A 14,332-nucleotide genomic window follows, 5' to 3' on the forward strand; every position below is an offset into this window, starting at 1 on the left:
TTACAATTAAATATAATAACTGTGATTTGTAATATTTTGATATTATTCAAAAAAACTCTAAATTTCTGTTGCACTTTTGCTACTTTTAAGATATAATTTAGTTGTCAAATGATAACTAGAGGAGGTAGCGATATGGAAAAAATAATAAATGTTGCTCAATATATTTTTAATGAATATAAAAGAGTGACAGGAGAAATTATTGATGAAATGAAATTACAGAAGTTGCTGTATTTTTCGCAAAGGGAAACAATTGCTATTTTAAATGAACCTCTTTTTAATGAGACATTTGAAGGCTGGAAGTATGGACCTGTGTCAAGAGAGGTACGAACTTCTTACACAACAGATGGAATAAACTATGAAACAGAAGACATAAAAAGTGAAAGTAAATACATAATAAACAATGTAATTCAAGAATACGGAGCATTAGCATCGTGGAAGTTAAGTGCATTAACACATAAGGAAATTTCTTGGCTCAATTCTCGAAAAGGGCTTAAAAAAGAAGAAAACGGAAGGATTAAAATTCAAACTGAAGATATAAGAGAAGACGCAAAGAAAGTAAGGCCTTATGACTATGTGTGGGATATGTACTATGATGAATTTGACGACTATGAAGCGGTGGTTTGATGGTAGGAAAAATAGTTAGATGTTTAACTCAATATTACAATACAAGATTACATAGAAATTCAATAAAATCAAGACCTGCTTTAGTATTAAGAAGTCCTCAAAATGATGATTATGTGGTTCTTCCTATTTCAACTATTCCAAACAGAATAAATGTAAATCCAGTATATGATATAGAAATAGATCCATCAAAATTTCCTAAAATAAACTTGACTAGATTATCGTATATTAGGACACATAGAATGGTTTCAATACCAATACAACAGATAGATAGAAGTGTTATAATAGGAGATTTGAAATCAGATTACGAAGAACTATTTTTAGAAATAGCGGAAAAAGTAGAGCAGTTTCATAATGAAGTTATGGAAGGGTTGTTAGAATAGCAATTAAAAATATTTAAAATCACAGTTATTAATTTAGCTGTGATTTTTTTATGCAAAAATACAGGACAATGGCAATTGAATAATGACTGTGAAAACTAAAATATTTGTTTTTTAAGTTTGGGATAGTGGTATAATTAAAATTATTTTTTGATTTTCCTTAGAAATAGTGTATAATATAGAAAATTATTTTTAGGAGGAATTAAAAAATGGAAAAGAAAAAATGGTTTAAAACTTGGTGGGGAATATTATTCGCAATACTTTTTTGGGTTATTGCTATTCCAGTAATTATTTTTCAGAGCGGATTGTCAAAAAGGAATAAGATTTTATCTTTTATAGGATTTGTTGTATTAGTTTTTGTTGTACTTGGGTCAATCCCGCCTGTAGATGAGCAAGTTTTAAAAGAAAATGAAATCAAGGCTGCTAAAGCTAAAGAGGATAAAGAAGCTAAAAAGAAAGCTGAAAAAGAGAAGAAACAAGCTGAATCAGCTAAGAAAAAAGAAAATAATTGTGTGTTAGGCATATTTTGCGAAGAGAAAGAAAATAAAGTTTCTCAAGATGAGTTGAAATATGAAGTGTTAAAAAATCAACTAGATGGTGAAAATGAAAATGGTAAAAGAGGTTATTTAGCTATATTAGTTAAAGATAATATAAAGAAACCTGCACTAAAAGAGGTTATGATTAAAGCAGCGAAAGACCATATAAAAGATTATGACATATTGTATGTTTTTGCTTACGGGGATAAGAGATTTTGGAAGTTAGATAACGGAGCAACTCACGGTAAGTTGATTTATAGCAAAAAAGATGGGATTACAGAAAGTAACTTTGGAGCAAAAAATGAAATACCAACAGATAAAGAAAAAGATATTTACATAGAGTACGTTATGCTTTTAAAAACTTCAAAATTATTAAAACCTGATATGACAGAAAAAGAATCAGAAGAAATGGAAAAAGAAGCCAAAATAAGAACAGCTACCAAAAATGGAATTTCACCTGAAAAAATGGAAGATATTTACAGTAAGATAATATTTTCTTATCAAACTTACTAAAATTTTAAAAAAGTTCTTGACTTTTTCGTACGGAAATGTTATTATAAATTATCGTACGGAAGAGGTGAGAATATGGAAGAGAAAATTCTGAAAAAAGTAAATTTTAATAAAGGAGGTACAGGTGGATATACCCCCAGAATGACATTAAATAGTAAATGGGTTAATGATATGGGTATAACTAAAGAAAACAACGAAATTGAAGTGAGTTATAATAAAGAAAAAAAGGAAATTATCATAAGAAAAGCAAAATAAAAAATCCCCTCTCTCGTAACGAAACGAAAAAGAGGACATATAGTATAATGTACTTCGCAATACTATTATACTATATATTCTCTTAAAAAACAAATATTTTAGGAGGAAATTTTTATGACACTTAGACAAGAACTAGGATTTGAAATTACAGAAAGTTTATTGGACGAACACAATCACAAGTTAAAATCAACAAAAAAGGTAGTGTTTGGTTTATTAGAGGAAATGTACGAAATGCTGTCTAAAGAAAATTTGGATAAATTAATGGATTTGGAAGATGCTTTGGGCGAATATTATCAAACAATCAAAAGAGAATACTACAAAGCAGGGGCAAATATAGAAACATTTGTCCAAAGAAACGAAGAAAAGGAAGTTGCTGAAAGAGTGGCAAGAATTGAAAGAAAAAATATAGTATAATGGAGGATAAAAGAATGCACGATTTAAAAGTTATAAATGATGAAAGATTTCAAATATTCAGTAAAGAAAATTTAGGAAGTGTAAGAACGATATTTGCTAGTAATCAAGTATGGTTTTGTATAAAAGATGTTTGCGACATATTAGAATTAACAAATCCTACTGTTGTAGCCAAGAGATTAGATGAAGATGAAGTGACTAAGTTTAACTTAGGGAGTAAATTTGGTATTACCAACTTCACAAACGAAAGTGGATTATATACTCTGATATTACGAAGTGATAAAAAAGAAGCAAAACCATTTAGAAAATGGATAACATCAGAAGTTATTCCAGCAATCAGAAAAACAGGAAAATATGAAGAGAAGAAAAAACCTCTTACACAGGCTGAATTAATTTTACAGCAGGCACAATGGATGGTAGAAGCTGAAAGCAGAATCAATAATATTGAGAACAATGTAATTGGACTTGCAGGTACTGTTCAAAACAACGACAAGAGCATAAAAAGATTGGAAAATAATCAAAGAAGAACAGTAACAAGCAACCATCTGACAGTAATAGCCTATGCCAATATAAAAGGGATAAAGCCAAAATCATACCACGCACCTTCTATAGGAAAGAAAGCGACTAAGATATGCAGGGAAAAAGATTTATTGATAGGAACAACAGTTGACAGCCGATACGGACTAATAAATACTTATCCTGTTGAAGTTCTGGATGAAATATTTTTTGAATAGTAATAGAAAATTTACTAGACAAAATTGAAAATTAAATAGAAACATTAAATCACAGTCATTAATTTGATTGTGATTTTTTTGTTACAAAAAGTGATAAGGCAGGTGGTTAAATTGATTGAAACATTAAAAGCAGGAGAAGTAAGTGCGATAGATTCAAAAACTGGAAAAGTAAGAGTTCTGTTAAAGGGCGATGATGATAAGACAACGGACTGGCTTAATGTATTAGTTCCTTATTCTGAAAGCCACAGTGATAATTATACACTTGGACTAGGACAAACTGTTTACTGCTTATTCTTTTCAGAAATGCCTGAACAAGGAGTTGTGCTTGGTTGTCCTATGCGTGGTGCTTCTAGTAGTGAAAGTGAAGTAAAAAGAACTTTTTCTGATGGCGGAAGTTGGAGCTACGATAAAAATACATTGACTTTGAATATCGGCAAAATTTTAATTAATGGAGATTTAGAAGTCAGCGGAACTACAAAAACTGGTGGAAGTATTAATCTTAATACACATAAACATAGTGGCATTATGATTGGCGGCGACAAGACAGGAGGACCTGAATAATGATAGGAAGTCTCGGAGATGTAATATTTGAAGTATCCGACAAAAAAGTATTTTCAATCAATAATCAGATAAATAGATCATATAAATCTAAAATATCTGAACACAACCCAATATACGGACCTGGCATGTTAAGACATCAAGGCAGAGAATTAACGGAAATAACTTTTGGAATTACATTGATTTCTTCATTATTACAAGAAACAACACCATCGGAACAGCTTGATAAAATAAAGACTATGTGGGAGTTCGGAGAGTATGGCTATTTAACATTAGGAGGACAGACATTTGGAGCTTTTCCATTTTTGATAATAGATATAAGCGAAAAGAATTCTTATTTCAACAGAGAAACTTCCGAATTTGATTATATAAATTTAGATTTGACGTTAAAGGAATACATAGATGATCCTAAAAAATATAATCAGATAATAGAACAGTTAAAAGTTCAAAAGAAAGAACAGGAAGAACTTGTTGAAGCAGAAGCTACGAATATTGAAGTCGAGCAGAAAACAAAATTACAGGAATTTTCTGAAAAAGTAAAAAATAAAGTAGATAGCACGCTCGAAAAAGTGGATAAAGCTATTCAGATTGCAGAAAATAAGAAAAAGGAAATATTAGAACAGCTTGAAAAAATCAAGAAAGACGCAAAAATTGATGAACTGATGAATTTAGTGAGAGCAGGAATGATTACAGCAGATAAAGTTAATGAAATGATTAATTATGCTAAAAATTTTGATGAAACAGATAGACAGATCTTACTGAATTTTTTGAGAAATCAGACTGGAGGTAAATAATGATATATGTTTCATCTAACGAGGAAATAAATTATTCTCCAAAAAATTATGTCGAGGAAGTTGTAACAAATATTGGAATGCTTTTGAAAGTTTGCAAGGAAGAACAGCCGCTTAATCGTGATTTTAGTTTTGACAGCGACTTGATAGATAAAAATATAAATGTTGTGGAAAACAGGATAACTTCACAGTTGCTTGAGATGTTCAGGAAATACGAGCCAAGAGCGATTTTAAAAACTACAGAAATAAAAATGACAGATAAACACAATAATGATTTTGATATCGAATTGGGAATCGAGGTGATAAATATTGAATGAAATTTTAGATAAAGATTACGAGATTATTGATTCGGATGCCTGGGAGTTAAAAAGGGATATGATAAATAAATTTCAAGAGTTGAGTGGAAGAACTTTAACTGAGGCAAGTCCAGAAACGTTAATTTTTGAAACTGTAGCATATTTAATTGCTTTAAGAGAAGAAAAATATAACGATGAAATGAAACAAAATTATTTGAGATTTGCAAGAGACGAAAGACTTGATTTGCGTGGAGAAATTTATGGTTCACGTGGTGAACGTTTACCAGAACAACCAGCAAAAGCGACGTTTAGATTCAAAATTAGTACAATTCAGGCAACTGATATTACAATACCAAAATCATCACGAATTAGATACAACGAACTTTATTTTAGCACAAACGAAGAATACAAAATTGTAAAAGGTAAATTGTACGTTGATGGAATCGCAACTTGTAATACGCCAGGAACTATCGGTAATGATATTCCTGTTGGACAAATTAAAGAAATGGTAGATATATTTCCATATTATGATTCTGTTGAGAATATCACTGTTACTAATAACGGATCCGATACTGAAAATGACGAAGTTTATAGAGAAAGAATTCGAATTTTGCCTGAAAGTTTTACTGTAGCAGGTTCTAGTGGGGCGTATGAATTTTGGACAAAAAGTGCCAGCCAGTCAATACTAGATGTAAAGGTTAATAGTCCAAATCCTTGCGAGGTCGATATTTATGTATGGACGGATATCGGATTACCAACATCAGAATTAAAAGACAGAATTTACAAAGTTGTTAATGGCGATTATGTAAGACCGCTGACAGATAAGGTAACTGTAAAGGATCCGGAAATAGTAAATTATAATATAAATCTGTCGTATTATATTAATTCTGAAAACGAAATGATGGTCAATGCGATAAAATCAAATGTTCAAAAAGAGGTTAACAATTTTATTGAGTGGCAAAAAGAAAAGTTAGGACGCGATATAAATACTGACGAATTAATTAAAAGATTAAAATTGGCAGGTGTTAAAAGAGTTGTCCTTACAAATCCGACATTTCAAAGTTTGCAATACAATCAAATAGCAGTTTGTAATGGTATCACCTTAGACTATCAGGGGGTTGAAAATGATTAAGATAGATGATTTGAGACTTACGGATGTCGCTGCAAAATCGACTTTATCAGATAATACAACAAGATGGATTTACGAATCAATAGATTATGTATTAAAAAAAAGGCATGAAATTATGAAACAAAGATTGGACTTAATTGGAAGAATACATTATTTAACTGAACAAGAGTTAGATTTATTGCTTTGGGAATATCATGTTGAAGCTTCATTTGATGAAATTTCATTAGAGACTAAAAGAAAACTTATACTTGAAAGTTTAATAACACATATGAAAAAAGGTACAAAAGGAGCTGTAGAAAATATAAGTAGTTTATTAGTTGGAAATACAGAAATAATCGAATGGTATAAGTATGGCGGAACTCCTGGAACATTTAAAATAAAAACAGAAGTAGACACACAAAATACAGCTTCGTTTAATAAATTGATAAATATAATAAACACTTCTAAAAATGTACGCAGTCATCTTGATTCAATAGAAAGCACTAAAAAGACTGCAAATGATTATTATATAGGAATCGGAATACTCATTGAAAATCATTATCAAATAGAAATAAGGGGGTAAAATGGCAACATTTAAAAGAACGGCAATCACAGAAAAAGGAAAAGAATTAATTTCGCGAGCAATGTCTAACGAAACTAAAATTAATTTTACGAAAGTTGAAACTACGGCATTTATATATAGCGAAGCAATGGACATTACAAAAGTTTTGGTGTTAGATAATCCAGTTCAACGTGTAGGAATTAGCGAAATTACAAGAAAAAATGAAAAAGTTGTATTAAAAATAGCATTGACAAACGAAAATGTGACAAATACATACAAAATAAACGCAATCGGAGTATATGCTAAAGATGATAGCAATAATGAAATACTATTTGCATTATTAATCGCAAATGATCCAGATACGATTGAAAAAAAGAAAGGTCAAACAGCAACAACGATTACAATTGATTTGATTTTCGCGTTATCAGATAGCATGCAAATTAGTTTAAATATGGATAATAGTGCAACAGTAACAGCTCGGATGTTCAATGATTTAAAAATAAATATCGAAAATAATTATATACAAAAAATTGATTACGCAACCGAACAAAAAAACGGAATAGCCAAAATCTACTCCGAATCTGAGGCAAACACAGATATTCCTAAAATAGAAAATCTGGTTAAAAACAATGAAAACGAAACAGCATGGGATAGATTAATTGAAGGGTTAAATCACACAAAAATACTTACAATCAAAAATATAGCCAGATTATTTAGAAAAGTGTTAAAACCAGCAACTGAAACAGACCAGGGATTAATAACAGAAAAGAAGGTGAAAGACCTAGCTTCTTCTGTAATTCCAGAAGCTTCTGAAACAACGGAAGGTAAATTAAGATTAGGAACTACTGCCGGTACAGCTTTAGAAGGAAAAAGACTAGCTGAAATAATTGGGCTGGAATTTGGAGGTAACATTCAAGATTCAGGAACTAAAACAATCGGAAAATTCTATTATGATATAGTTACAAAATTTTATTACGAATGTATAGCAAATACAAATTTAACATACAATGACGCGTCAAAATTTAGGGCAATAAGTAATAAGCCAATTTCAGATAGGATAGAAAATTATCTTATTTTTGGAAACAAAACTATAAAATACCCAAACGGAGTTATTGTTCAATTTGGAAAAGGTTTTGCTGGAGCTTTGGGGAGTTTTTATAGAAATGTATTAGATAATGATTTTAAAGAAATTTATAGTGTTGTAGCAATCCATGATGGATCTAGTCATAATACTAACATTGCGATAAATGTTTTAGGCTCCAACACATTCGATGCCTACGGAGAGTTTCCTATTGGTCCAATAAAGATTTTCTTTACGGCATATGGACGCTGGAAATAGATTTTAAAGTAAATTTGAAGAGAGGAATGAAAAAAGATGAATATTGTAATTTATAGCAAAGAAAGTCTTGAAATAATAGCAAGACCAATTATCACAACTCTGAAAGAATTTAAAGAAAATCCAACCAGATTTTACCCGGATTGGGATGATAAAAAGCACATCTGGGATGAATTGGAATATCAAAATCCAGTTTTTGAGAATAATGTTTTGAGAGAAGCAACAAAAGAAGAATTATATAAGGCTGGAAAATACACTTTAAATTCAAATGAGTTGATAGAAAACGGCAAAATCAAGACTGTTGAACTATCTGAATTTGAGTACATTGAGGACAATCAAATTAAATTCAAAAAGGAAGATAAAATTGAGAAATTGAAACAAGAGCTTTATGAACTAAGAATCGAGAGAGAAAAAAAACCTTTTGAGTTTGAAGTAGACGGCAAAAAATACTTGCAGCACAACAGGACAATAGACCAGTCTAATATAACCAAAATACTGTTTAGCCTAGTTCTCAGCTTCGTTCTTAGATTAATGGGAAAAATATCCAAAGGACAGAAATTGGATTTTTCACAAGTTATGACTGATTTAATGGCAACAGAGTATAGCAACTGGAAATTCTATACTGAGGACGGCTCTGAAAAGTATGTAAATGTAAGTGTTCAGAAATTTATCGAAATGAGCGAGATAATGAGAAAGCACACTACTACTTCAATGGTTGCTGAAACTACACTATCACATGGTTTAGAAAGTAAAACAGTTGAGGAGCTGAAAACGTTTAATGCTGAAATTGAATATAACAAATTATTTGAAAGCGAAATGAAGCAAAGTTAGGAGGTATTTTATGCAATTAGAAAAAGACAAACTATATATCAGCTTTCATAAACCAAAAAGCCTGATTGGATTTTTAATATCGTTAAGAACATTAGGAAAATATAGCCATTGTGAATTCATATATAATGACTATGTGTATCTAAGCAATCCAGGTGGAGTAAGGGTAAAACCTTTCGTTTATAAGGATAACATGGATATATATGAGCTTGACAAGCATATTGAAATCCCTGTTGTGCTAAAAGAGTTTATGAAACTGAAAGGCAAGGGCTATGACTATGGAGCAATTTTCTTTAGCCAATTACTTGAGTTAGGGATTGAGCATAAGGACAGATACTTCTGTTCGGAATTATGTATACATCTAATTAATAAAGGGCTGGATGAAAGTTTGACATATAATTTAAAGACTTTAAAGGCTAATCAATTCAGTCCTGCAAAGTTATATAAATATTTAAGAGATATGGAATTACTAGGAAGAAAGGTGGAATAAAAATGGAAATAAGGAATTTAATCGGAACTGAAATTATGGAGCAGGGGAAATTATTAAAAGTAATAGATGTCATGCTCGAAGGAGATAATATTGTTCTAATAACTGAAACAGTGGAAAAAGATGTAAAAGAAATTAAAGAAAAGGAAGTGGTTTAACATGGATAGATTTGAAAAGATTTTTGATTATTTGCTGAAAGTTGAAGGCGGATATTCAGATGACAAAAATGACAAAGGGGGTAAAACTAAATTCGGAATTATAGAAGAAGAAGCAAGGGAGTTTGGATACAAAGGAAATATGCACGATTTAACAATAGATTTTGCAAAAAATATATATCTGAAAAAATATTACTTGGGAAATAAGCTGGATAAAGTTGTAAATGATAAAATGGCACTATCTATATGCGATTGGGCAGTTAATTCAGGAAGAAATGGAACAAAAAACGCACAGGTTGCTATAAACCAGCTTACAAATGCGAATCTCGATGTAGACGGAATAATCGGAAATAAAACATTGGAAGCGTTAAATTCAGTGGATCCTGAAAAATTTTTGGAAGTTTATCACAACTTGCAGAGAATTTATTACAAGGGAAAAGTTGAAGCTGACAGGACACAGGAAGGATTCTTGACAGGATGGCTGAACAGAGTTCAAAGAAAGGAGGAATATTTGAAAAATTGGGATAAGAAAAATGCGGTATCAACAGAAAGCAAAAAATATTCTTTTGCCCAGTCAAGTCTAGATAAAATGGAAAAAGTACATCCAAAGCTGGTTGAAGTTATGAAAACTGCAATTGAAAACAGTCCGTATGATTTTAGAATTACGAGTGGAGCAAGAACAACAGAAGAACAAAAAGCATTATTTGCGTTAGGAAGAACTAAACCAGGGGAAATTGTAACATATGCCAATGGTGTTACTTCAAAATCTAATCATCAAATTAAAAGTGATGGATTTGGACATGCAGTTGATATATTTTTAACAGGAGTTTATGAAAACGGAAGTTATCGAAAATTTTCAGAACAGGAAGGTTACGATGTTAAAAGATTGAAAGATGTTGCAGATCATATCTTGGCAGTTGCAAAATCCAAAAACATTAACGTCGGATGGGGAGGAAACTGGAAAAAGAAAGATACGCCACATTTTGAACTGAAGTAATGTGAAAATGGCTTGAATACAAGCCTAATATAAGCGTTAAAAATAATTTTGGTATGAAATGGCTGGCTAGCAAGCAAAAATTGATTGTAGGACTTGTTAGCTAGCTTAAAATTGATTTTATAAATTTTAGGAGGAGAAACAATGGATAAACAGTTACAAGTAATTTTAATAGGTATGTTGGTAGACTTTACCAGAAAAGAAATATTGGAAAAGGAAATAATCTTTGGAGCTAAAAAAGGGATAGAAAAACTGGAAGCTGTTAAAAACAACTTTTTTGGGAAGTTTGAGGATTTTGTAAAGAAATCACAGGAGATAAACAATCCATATATTCCTGATGACATTGAGAAATTTACTGAGGATTTATTGTTAAAAGGTGCTGAGGCACTTGAAAAAACTATAAATGTAGATGAAATAATACACAGAATACTTGGAGAAGAAAAAACAGCAGTAGGTATATAAGGAGCATAATCAATGGTAGAGGATTTAAAAGTAATAATAAATAATCACGGACTTTTTCTGATATTGTTTTTCAGTGGGGTATTATTTGGAGTAGTGGCACAAAAAATGATAGACAACCAGCCAGTAAAGCCATACATAAAAAGAATAGCTGTTGCTGGAATGACAATGGCTATTGCATTATCCCTTAATAAAGTGGTAGGGCATTTCAATGCGGGTTTTCTGTATCCCTGGAGTCCTGTGCTAGGATTTTTCGGGGAAGCTATGATGGAAACAATCAATCAGAAAAGATACGGAATCAGCAAAGGGTTTTTGGAACTTCTGCTGGAAAAGTTCGGATTTGTCAAGAAGAGAGATGATAAAGATGAAAATGTATCACAGAAGTAGGAAGTTTGCAATTGTGATGTTTGCACTGATATTTTTAAATTCAGTAATCACATTGGAGTTGAGAGGATACCAAAGAAAACAGAATCTAAATCTGCTACGGAGCAAGCTGAAGAACGAAAGCAATAAAGAAATATTTGACTCCATAGAAGAAAGGTCGAAGACAGAAGATTTAATACTCCTGATAGGCACAAACTTCATCGCTTTAATAACAACCGTCAGTTTCGATAGATTCGGAACGTTTGAGGAAAGTGACGAAACTATAAAGGAAGATAAGAAAAAACTTGTAAAATTATTTTTGTAAAATTTTGGATAGTCAGAAATGGCTATCTTTTTTTGTGTATAAAAAAATAGTTTCTCAAACGGCAATTTGAAAAACTATTATAAAATCTTGTAAAATAGAAGATTTTTGTTTAAATTTTTTCAATTAAATTATAACAAAAAAACTTCTGTTTGTAAATAATTTTAAATATTTTTGCTAAAAAATTCTACTATTATTTATAAAAATGGGTTGACATTTATATAAAAATATAGTATAATAATATCAAGATAGGAGGTGATAAGGATAATGGCAAAGAAAAAAAGAGCAATAAAGGAAATCACAGTGGAAATTAGTTTAATTCCTTTAAAGCTCTATATCAAAATTGTTTTCAAGTAGGCTCTGGGGCGAAAGCCCTATCCTACAAAGCCATTATACCATAAATTTATGAAAATTGGAAATACTAAAATAAACTTTAGATTCAAAGTTGGCTGGAAAGAATCCAGTACGAAAGAAAGAATAATTGCCATATTAAGTTATTTAGCAATTGTGGCAATAATAATATATTTTTTTATGAAATAGGAGAAAAAAGAAATTGGGAAAAGAAATAAAACCACGAGGGGTAAAAAAAGGAGAAACTCCTCAATGGAAAGTAGGAAGAAAGGCAACTGGAAGAAAAAGGGATAAATCATTGACCTTTAAATTAACCGAAGATGAAAAAGTATTTCTAATAAATAAACTAAAATTATCAAAAGAAAAAACTAATACAGATGCCTTACTAAAATTACTAGGATATGAAAAATAAGAGCCACACAAGGCTCTTATTCTTTTTCTTTGCTATCAATAGCTGTTTCAATTTTAACTTTCAGGATTTTTAAATCCTGAAGTTCCATTTCTTTCAGTTCTATAATTTTTATTTGTTTTAGATTTTCGATATCTTTTTCATTTAAGTTTTTGATTTTAAATTTTTTCATTTATCGCTCCTTGATTTTTTAGTAAGGATTTGATAAAATAAATCTAGATTGCAAGAATTTATATTTTATTTGTACTATAAAAACTGGGGGCAAAAATGGGGCAAATTTTTATAAAACATTTAAAAAATGTCTTATAAACTAAAAATATGTAAAAAGAAATGCTTTAAAAATAAGTAAAAATAATAGGTGTAAAAATAATAACTATGCCTTGGATTAAAAAGTAAAATTATCTCAAAACCTTTAAAAATAATTGTTTAAAGCGATTTATAAAATGGCAAAATCAGTAAAATATCAGTAAATCATAAAACACTCTAAATTAGGGTGTTTTATTTTTTTCTAATTTATTCAGCGTGTCCAACATCTTTGGAGTGTACCCAAAATCTTGGACAAATAATTTGAAAACTAGTTTTCTATTTGTTAAAATATAGTTGAAGAGGGAAACTTGATTATGGCAAGAAAAGTAAGAGGTACATAGATGAATTTAAAATGTTAATTTCAGAATTGCTGGAAGAAGGAAGGACAGGTCTATTAGAAAATGAATATGGGTTAGTAAAAGTAACAATCAGAAAATAGGAAAAAAATTTAAAGGAATCATAAATAAAAAATACAATACTAATGAAGCTTTAAATGAAATCATAGCTTTAAAAAGGCACTGCAACAAGAAATGGATAAAAATAAAAAATTAGAAAAAGAGTTGGAGCGACAGGAATTAGATATTAACAATTCTTTTAGATTTTGGTTATTTTCCGACATTTTTACCAGCTTCTTTCATAAAATATCTCAGTAATATTATACCTTTTTTTAGATTTTTTTTCGTACGTTTGTCGTGATATAAGCAAAAATAAATTGAAAAATTTAAAAAATTATGGTAGAATTATAACAAACGTAATTAAATGAAATTTAATAACAGAATACAAAGTAAATAAATTCTTAAAGTAAATCTGAAAAACATTTGATTTACTTTGCTCAAAAGTTTATTGGGAGGAAAATTTATGAAAAAAAGGAAAAAATTAATAGCTGTAAGCTCAATCCTTGCGGTAGGAATTCCACTCCTTGCTATTGGGACAGGAACGATAATAAAAAAAGTGAGAGATGATTATTACAAAAACCAAAAAGATCAGATTGAAGTTGAAAAAGCAAGAGAAGAGGCTGAAAGGCAACGTAAATTAGCCGAAGAAAAAGCTTTAACCGAAAAAAAGATTGCACAAAATAAATCTGAAATAGAAAAATATGTAATTGAGAAAAAACCAGAAAAAAAACCACAAATTACAGAAACTAAACCAAATGTAGTTAAAGAAAAAAGAGAAAGAGTAAGTATAGCAAATACAGCCCCTGTTTATGAGCCTGTACAAGCTCCAATTGTACGGCGTGAATTAACAAAAGAAGAGATAAAAAGAGCTAAGAAAGCCCTGAAAGAAGCAAGAGCAAGCTATTTTAGTGGAAGTAAAGGTGCAACTTTTGCAAAAGCTCCAAAAACTCCAGATAAAATTATAATTATAAATAACGGTAGAGGAAATATTGAAGTAGCAAAACATACTCCGAAAGAAAAAAATGATAAGGCAGATAGAGTTCTAAAAGAAATAAGAGATAGCTACTATAAAGATAGAGGTAAAAAATAGGAATATTTAAATGACTCAGAAATGAGTCATTTTTTTAGAGATCATAGATTGTAAAATATATTGCGACAAACTAAA

The 14,332-nt window shown here is 30.2% G+C and carries 22 protein-coding genes; 21 read left to right on the forward strand and 1 reads right to left on the reverse strand.

Going from position 1 to position 14,332, the window contains the following annotated elements:
* Window positions 1-132: 132 nt before the first annotated feature.
* From HMPREF1552_RS06710 to HMPREF1552_RS06800, 20 genes are all read left to right on the forward strand, one after another.
* Window positions 133-624, forward strand: a complete 492-nt coding sequence (locus HMPREF1552_RS06710) for a Panacea domain-containing protein (RefSeq protein ID WP_036060578.1) — start codon at window positions 133-135, stop codon at window positions 622-624.
* Window positions 624-1,004, forward strand: coding sequence for a type II toxin-antitoxin system PemK/MazF family toxin (locus HMPREF1552_RS06715; protein WP_021744379.1), 381 nt, complete (start codon window positions 624-626; stop codon window positions 1,002-1,004). Before HMPREF1552_RS06710 ends, HMPREF1552_RS06715 begins: the two co-directional genes overlap by 1 nt.
* A 206-nt stretch (window positions 1,005-1,210) precedes the next feature.
* Window positions 1,211-2,050, forward strand: coding sequence for a hypothetical protein (locus HMPREF1552_RS06720; protein ID WP_021744380.1), 840 nt, complete (start codon window positions 1,211-1,213; stop codon window positions 2,048-2,050).
* Between the two features lie 72 nt (window positions 2,051-2,122).
* Window positions 2,123-2,302, forward strand: coding sequence for a hypothetical protein (locus tag HMPREF1552_RS06725; protein ID WP_021744381.1), 180 nt, complete (start codon window positions 2,123-2,125; stop codon window positions 2,300-2,302).
* A gap of 114 nt (window positions 2,303-2,416) precedes the next feature.
* Complete coding sequence (locus tag HMPREF1552_RS06730; protein ID WP_021744382.1) at window positions 2,417-2,716, forward strand: hypothetical protein; 300 nt, start codon at window positions 2,417-2,419, stop codon at window positions 2,714-2,716.
* A 14-nt stretch (window positions 2,717-2,730) separates the two neighbouring features.
* Window positions 2,731-3,447 carry a BRO family protein gene (locus HMPREF1552_RS06735; RefSeq protein WP_039901338.1) on the forward strand — a complete coding sequence of 239 codons (717 nt, stop codon included), beginning with the start codon at window positions 2,731-2,733 and terminating at the stop codon, window positions 3,445-3,447.
* 102 nt (window positions 3,448-3,549) lie between these two features.
* Window positions 3,550-4,008, forward strand: a complete 459-nt coding sequence (locus tag HMPREF1552_RS06740; protein ID WP_231370758.1) for a phage baseplate protein — start codon at window positions 3,550-3,552, stop codon at window positions 4,006-4,008.
* Window positions 4,008-4,799 carry a phage tail protein gene (locus tag HMPREF1552_RS06745; RefSeq protein ID WP_021744385.1) on the forward strand — a complete coding sequence of 264 codons (792 nt, stop codon included), beginning with the start codon at window positions 4,008-4,010 and terminating at the stop codon, window positions 4,797-4,799. The genes HMPREF1552_RS06740 and HMPREF1552_RS06745 overlap by 1 nt, the downstream gene beginning before the upstream one ends.
* A complete protein-coding gene (locus HMPREF1552_RS06750) occupies window positions 4,799-5,113 on the forward strand; it encodes a hypothetical protein (RefSeq protein WP_021744386.1) in 315 nt (104 codons plus the stop codon). Before HMPREF1552_RS06745 ends, HMPREF1552_RS06750 begins: the two co-directional genes overlap by 1 nt.
* Complete coding sequence (locus tag HMPREF1552_RS06755; protein WP_021744387.1) at window positions 5,106-6,224, forward strand: baseplate J/gp47 family protein; 1,119 nt, start codon at window positions 5,106-5,108, stop codon at window positions 6,222-6,224. Before HMPREF1552_RS06750 ends, HMPREF1552_RS06755 begins: the two co-directional genes overlap by 8 nt.
* Window positions 6,217-6,783: a phage tail protein I gene (locus tag HMPREF1552_RS06760; protein WP_021744388.1), complete on the forward strand. Its 567-nt coding sequence runs from the start codon at window positions 6,217-6,219 to the stop codon at window positions 6,781-6,783. The genes HMPREF1552_RS06755 and HMPREF1552_RS06760 overlap by 8 nt, the downstream gene beginning before the upstream one ends.
* A 1-nt stretch (window position 6,784) precedes the next feature.
* Entirely contained in the window at window positions 6,785-8,101 is a 1,317-nt protein-coding gene (locus tag HMPREF1552_RS12265) for a phage tail protein (RefSeq protein ID WP_021744389.1), read from the forward strand.
* 36 nt (window positions 8,102-8,137) lie between these two features.
* A complete protein-coding gene (locus HMPREF1552_RS11620; protein ID WP_021744390.1) occupies window positions 8,138-8,929 on the forward strand; it encodes a hypothetical protein in 792 nt (263 codons plus the stop codon).
* A gap of 10 nt (window positions 8,930-8,939) precedes the next feature.
* Window positions 8,940-9,416 (forward strand): hypothetical protein, encoded by a 477-nt coding sequence (locus HMPREF1552_RS06775; protein ID WP_021744391.1) that lies wholly within the window; start codon window positions 8,940-8,942, stop codon window positions 9,414-9,416.
* A gap of 2 nt (window positions 9,417-9,418) precedes the next feature.
* Entirely contained in the window at window positions 9,419-9,571 is a 153-nt protein-coding gene (locus HMPREF1552_RS12270) for a hypothetical protein (RefSeq protein ID WP_021744392.1), read from the forward strand.
* Window position 9,572: 1 nt separating this feature from the next.
* Window positions 9,573-10,565: a glycosyl hydrolase 108 family protein gene (locus HMPREF1552_RS06780; RefSeq protein ID WP_021744393.1), complete on the forward strand. Its 993-nt coding sequence runs from the start codon at window positions 9,573-9,575 to the stop codon at window positions 10,563-10,565.
* A gap of 141 nt (window positions 10,566-10,706) precedes the next feature.
* Window positions 10,707-11,024 (forward strand): hypothetical protein, encoded by a 318-nt coding sequence (locus HMPREF1552_RS06785; protein WP_021744394.1) that lies wholly within the window; start codon window positions 10,707-10,709, stop codon window positions 11,022-11,024.
* A gap of 12 nt (window positions 11,025-11,036) precedes the next feature.
* The gene (locus HMPREF1552_RS06790) at window positions 11,037-11,408 is read left to right on the forward strand and encodes a hypothetical protein (RefSeq protein ID WP_021744395.1); all 372 of its coding nucleotides are present in this window, start codon (window positions 11,037-11,039) and stop codon (window positions 11,406-11,408) included.
* The gene (locus tag HMPREF1552_RS06795; RefSeq protein WP_039901340.1) at window positions 11,386-11,709 is read left to right on the forward strand and encodes a hypothetical protein; all 324 of its coding nucleotides are present in this window, start codon (window positions 11,386-11,388) and stop codon (window positions 11,707-11,709) included. Before HMPREF1552_RS06790 ends, HMPREF1552_RS06795 begins: the two co-directional genes overlap by 23 nt.
* Before the next feature lie 550 nt (window positions 11,710-12,259).
* Window positions 12,260-12,469 (forward strand): hypothetical protein, encoded by a 210-nt coding sequence (locus HMPREF1552_RS06800; RefSeq protein ID WP_021744398.1) that lies wholly within the window; start codon window positions 12,260-12,262, stop codon window positions 12,467-12,469.
* A gap of 16 nt (window positions 12,470-12,485) precedes the next feature.
* On the opposite strand, the gene HMPREF1552_RS12275 is transcribed toward HMPREF1552_RS06800, so the two are convergent.
* The gene (locus HMPREF1552_RS12275; RefSeq protein WP_021744399.1) at window positions 12,486-12,638 is read right to left on the reverse strand and encodes a hypothetical protein; all 153 of its coding nucleotides are present in this window, start codon (window positions 12,636-12,638) and stop codon (window positions 12,486-12,488) included.
* 992 nt (window positions 12,639-13,630) lie between these two features.
* Here HMPREF1552_RS12275 and HMPREF1552_RS06805 point away from each other — a divergent pair.
* Entirely contained in the window at window positions 13,631-14,257 is a 627-nt protein-coding gene (locus HMPREF1552_RS06805; RefSeq protein ID WP_021744401.1) for a hypothetical protein, read from the forward strand.
* Window positions 14,258-14,332: the final 75 nt, after the last annotated feature.

The organism is Leptotrichia sp. oral taxon 879 str. F0557 (assembly GCF_000469385.1).
In the GTDB taxonomy this organism is placed as follows: domain Bacteria; phylum Fusobacteriota; class Fusobacteriia; order Fusobacteriales; family Leptotrichiaceae; genus Leptotrichia; species Leptotrichia mesophila.

Coding starts and splice junctions, on each gene's coding strand:
- HMPREF1552_RS06795 (WP_039901340.1), top strand. CDS start 11,386: ATGAAAATGTATCACAGAAGTAGGAAGTTTGCAATTGTGATGTTTGCA.
- HMPREF1552_RS06745 (WP_021744385.1), top strand. CDS start 4,008: ATGATAGGAAGTCTCGGAGATGTAATATTTGAAGTATCCGACAAAAAA.
- HMPREF1552_RS06790 (WP_021744395.1), top strand. CDS start 11,037: ATGGTAGAGGATTTAAAAGTAATAATAAATAATCACGGACTTTTTCTG.
- HMPREF1552_RS06775 (WP_021744391.1), top strand. CDS start 8,940: ATGCAATTAGAAAAAGACAAACTATATATCAGCTTTCATAAACCAAAA.
- HMPREF1552_RS06725 (WP_021744381.1), top strand. CDS start 2,123: ATGGAAGAGAAAATTCTGAAAAAAGTAAATTTTAATAAAGGAGGTACA.
- HMPREF1552_RS06720 (WP_021744380.1), top strand. CDS start 1,211: ATGGAAAAGAAAAAATGGTTTAAAACTTGGTGGGGAATATTATTCGCA.
- HMPREF1552_RS06715 (WP_021744379.1), top strand. CDS start 624: ATGGTAGGAAAAATAGTTAGATGTTTAACTCAATATTACAATACAAGA.
- HMPREF1552_RS06780 (WP_021744393.1), top strand. CDS start 9,573: ATGGATAGATTTGAAAAGATTTTTGATTATTTGCTGAAAGTTGAAGGC.
- HMPREF1552_RS06730 (WP_021744382.1), top strand. CDS start 2,417: ATGACACTTAGACAAGAACTAGGATTTGAAATTACAGAAAGTTTATTG.
- HMPREF1552_RS06805 (WP_021744401.1), top strand. CDS start 13,631: ATGAAAAAAAGGAAAAAATTAATAGCTGTAAGCTCAATCCTTGCGGTA.
- HMPREF1552_RS11620 (WP_021744390.1), top strand. CDS start 8,138: ATGAATATTGTAATTTATAGCAAAGAAAGTCTTGAAATAATAGCAAGA.
- HMPREF1552_RS12275 (WP_021744399.1), bottom strand. CDS start 12,638: ATGAAAAAATTTAAAATCAAAAACTTAAATGAAAAAGATATCGAAAAT.
- HMPREF1552_RS06785 (WP_021744394.1), top strand. CDS start 10,707: ATGGATAAACAGTTACAAGTAATTTTAATAGGTATGTTGGTAGACTTT.
- HMPREF1552_RS12270 (WP_021744392.1), top strand. CDS start 9,419: ATGGAAATAAGGAATTTAATCGGAACTGAAATTATGGAGCAGGGGAAA.
- HMPREF1552_RS06760 (WP_021744388.1), top strand. CDS start 6,217: ATGATTAAGATAGATGATTTGAGACTTACGGATGTCGCTGCAAAATCG.
- HMPREF1552_RS06735 (WP_039901338.1), top strand. CDS start 2,731: ATGCACGATTTAAAAGTTATAAATGATGAAAGATTTCAAATATTCAGT.
- HMPREF1552_RS06750 (WP_021744386.1), top strand. CDS start 4,799: ATGATATATGTTTCATCTAACGAGGAAATAAATTATTCTCCAAAAAAT.
- HMPREF1552_RS06710 (WP_036060578.1), top strand. CDS start 133: ATGGAAAAAATAATAAATGTTGCTCAATATATTTTTAATGAATATAAA.
- HMPREF1552_RS12265 (WP_021744389.1), top strand. CDS start 6,785: ATGGCAACATTTAAAAGAACGGCAATCACAGAAAAAGGAAAAGAATTA.